Annotated in this window: 3 protein-coding genes; all 3 read left to right on the top strand. The window is 70.6% G+C overall.

From position 1 onward, the window contains the following. A partial coding sequence (locus DQW06_RS14270) for a VOC family protein (protein WP_232833024.1) occupies positions 1-506 on the top strand: 506 nt, incomplete at its 5' end. Between the two features lie 829 nt (positions 507-1,335). Beyond that, positions 1,336-1,662, top strand: coding sequence for an antibiotic biosynthesis monooxygenase (locus tag DQW06_RS14275; protein ID WP_013156012.1), 327 nt, complete (start codon positions 1,336-1,338; stop codon positions 1,660-1,662). A 278-nt stretch (positions 1,663-1,940) separates the two neighbouring features. Continuing rightward, the gene (locus DQW06_RS14280; protein WP_013156011.1) at positions 1,941-3,182 is read left to right on the top strand and encodes a flavin-dependent oxidoreductase; all 1,242 of its coding nucleotides are present in this window, start codon (positions 1,941-1,943) and stop codon (positions 3,180-3,182) included. The last annotated feature ends 25 nt before the right edge of the window (positions 3,183-3,207 follow it).

The raw sequence follows: 3,207 nt of genomic DNA on the forward strand, positions 1-3,207 counted from the left end.
GTGGAGGGGCGCGCGGCGGTGTGCGGCCGTCGCGTGAGTCCTCCGTCCGCCTGCACTACGGTTCCTCCGGCTGCGGACGCAGCCGCCCCGTCGGCCCCGAGAGGAAGCCCATGCTCACCCACCCCCGGCTCTCCGTGCTCTACACCAGCGACCAGCAGAGGACCCTGGACTTCCTGACGGAGGCGCTCGGTTTCCGGCTGGAGGTCGACACCGTCCACCAGGGCGGCCAGCGCTGGGTGGAGGTGCACCTTCCGGGGTCGCAGACCAGCGTGGCGCTCGCCCAGGTCGACTCCGGGCTTCTGGAGGAGGTGCGGTCGCGGGTCGGCCGCATGGCCCAGGGGTGGTTCAACTGCGACGACCTCGACGCCGTGTGCGAGAACCTGCGCGGACAGGGGGTCGAAATTCTGACGGAGCCTCAGGACACCGCGTGGAGAAAGGGGAACCGGTGGGCCCAGATCTCCGGTTGGGACGGCAACGTCTACGGCCTCATCGAAGGCGGAAGGTGACCTTGAGGAGCACCCGCTGACAGGGGTTCGGGAATCATCCGTCCAGGTAAACGGAATCCCTGAACCCCCACCTCTCCGGAAAGGACGGGAACGAAGCGGGAAGCGACAGACACAAGGACAACCGAGCATTATCCGCAGTTGCACGGCCGGGACTCACCGAGGAGCGCGGGAACAGAACTCCGCGCACGCCCGGGTGATCCCTTGCGGCCGTTGCCCGCCATTTCACCGAAAGGACCCTTCCGGTGCGTCGAATCCTTTCGACCCGCCTGTCGGAATGCCCGCACGGGCCGGGGTCGACGCCGCGTCCGGGCGGGTGGACCGGGGCCGGCCCGCGGAGGCCGACGCCCGCTCCCCGGCGGCGCCCCAGCCGCCACCACCAGGAAATTCGCAGGCGGAAGCGCCGTCCGAGAGGAGTAGGAGCCCCGGGGAGGAGCGTCACCGGAGACCATGCGGAGGGGGGACCGGAAGCGGAGAGGACGTCGGTCGGAAAGGTTAGACCACCGCACCAGGCCACGGAGCGGAGCCGCGGAACGGGGCCGCTGGACCACGGAACCGCGCCCCGCCCGGGGTGAATGACCGGCAGACACTCATACGGACTTCTCCCCGGGTGGCGGAGAAAGCGACCGGGCCAGCCGTCCCCGCGCCGTGAAACGGAAGGCGAACCACACCCGAAGAACAGGCACACACCCGGGCAGCGCGCATTGAAGAGCGCTGCCGACACGACCGGGACGCCTGTTTATTTGGCGTATCAAAAATTGGTTACCCCTTTCTCCAAAAAACCCGCGAACGACCTTTGTTTCGAGATACCGGTTCTGCTAGCCTCCGTTTCATGAGTGAAACCGTTATTCGCGCAAACGACGGCCTCGCCGTCCTCGTCAACGTCTTCGAGGTGGAGAAGGAGAAGCAGCAGCAGCTCGTCGACGTCCTCAACGAGGGCACCGAGAAGGTCATGAAGAACCGCCCCGGGTTCGTGTCGGTGAACATCCTGGCCAGCCTGGACGGGACCAAGGTCATCAACCTGGCCCAGTGGAACAGCCCGGCGGACATCCAGGCGACCATGGCCGACCCCGAGGCCCAGGCCTACGGCAAGAAGGCCGCCGCGCTGGCCACCCCGGCGCCCGGCGTGTACTCGGTGGTCTCGACCCACCACGCCTGACAAAGGATCACAGGTCCTTCCTCCCCATCCTCCCTTGCGCGAGCGGGCGGGGGTCCGGGGCCGGACGTGCGCGACCGGGAAGTCGGCGCACCGTCCGCCCGGGCCTCCGCCCGTCTCGTGTGCGGCCTCCCGGCTGACTCCCTTGGGTGATCGGCCCCCGCCGTGATAGCACCTCTGATGCACCGGGACCCCGGGCCCATCGACCGCACCACCCGACGGGCGCGCGTGTGCCCGCAGACAACGCGACCACCAGATCGCAGGAAGCACGGAGGGCCGCCATGACCTCAGCCGATGGTGCCGACATCGTGATCGTCGGCGCTGGGATCGGAGGGCTGGCCACAGCCCTCGCCCTGCACTCCCACGGAATCAGCGCCACCGTTCTGGAAACCGCCGAGGAGATCCGTCCGCTCGGGGTCGGCATCAACGTCCAGCCCGCGGCGATCGCCGAGCTGACCGCCCTCGGCCTCGGCGACGCGCTCGCCGCGACGGGCATCCCCACCCGGGAACACCTCTACCTCGACCACAGGGGCACCACCCTCTGGAACGAACCCCGCGGCGTGGCGGCGGGCAACGAGTACCCGCAGTACTCGATCCACCGCGGTGAACTCCAACTGCTCCTGCTGGAGGCCGTCCGCGAGCGTCTGGGCCCCGGCGCGGTCCGCACCGGCCTGCGCCTTGACTCCTTCGAGCAGACCGCGACGGGCGTGCGCGCCCTGGCCCGCGACCAGTCCGGCGGAGCCGCGGAGGTCACGGGAGCGGCGCTGGTCGGCGCGGACGGGCTGCACTCGCGCGTCCGCGCGCAGCTCCACCCCGACCGCACCGCCCTGTCCGGCGGAGGCGTCCACATGTGGCGGGGCCTGACCGAGCTGGACGGCTTCCTGGACGGGCGCACCATGATCGTCGCCAACGACGAGCACTCCGCCAGGCTTGTCGCGTACCCGATCTCGGCCCGCCACGCGGCGCGCGGCCGCGCACTGCTCAACTGGGTGTGCCTGGTGCCCTCCCCCGGTCTGTCCGTCGACGCGGACTGGGACGACAACGGGCGCATCGAGGAACTCGCCCCGCACTACGCGCACTGGGACTTCGGCTGGCTCGACGTCCCCGGCGTGCTCGCCCGCAGCGAGCGGATCCTCCAGTACCCCATGGTGGACCGGGACCCCCTGGAGCACTGGGGCGAGGGCCGCACGACCCTGCTCGGGGACGCGGCCCACCTGATGTACCCCATCGGGGCCAACGGCGCGTCCCAGGCCGTCCTCGACGCGGCGGCCCTCGCCGCCGAGTTGGGGACCGGTGGCGACGTGGAGGCGGCGCTGCGGCGCTACGAGGACGTGCGGCTCCCCGCGACCAACGAGATCGTCCGGGCCAACCGCAGGATGGACCGCTCGGAGCGCTCGATGGCGGGGCGGACGGACCGGGAGAAGAGCACCCTGCTAGAGGCGGTCACCGACGACTACCGTGAGGCGGTCGAGCGGCGGCTGGACAACGGGGGCCTGGACACCTCGGGCGCCCGCGCCCGCTGAGTCCCCGGGGACCGAGGGGCCCGGC

The sequence above is a fragment of the Nocardiopsis sp. TNDT3 genome, assembly GCF_003427465.1.
Taxonomy (GTDB): domain Bacteria; phylum Actinomycetota; class Actinomycetes; order Streptosporangiales; family Streptosporangiaceae; genus Nocardiopsis; species Nocardiopsis dassonvillei.

Excerpts from the sequence above, each read along its gene's own strand:
- DQW06_RS14280 (WP_013156011.1), top strand. The coding sequence starts at position 1,941 with ATGACCTCAGCCGATGGTGCCGACATCGTGATCGTCGGCGCTGGGATC.
- DQW06_RS14275 (WP_013156012.1), top strand. The coding sequence starts at position 1,336 with ATGAGTGAAACCGTTATTCGCGCAAACGACGGCCTCGCCGTCCTCGTC.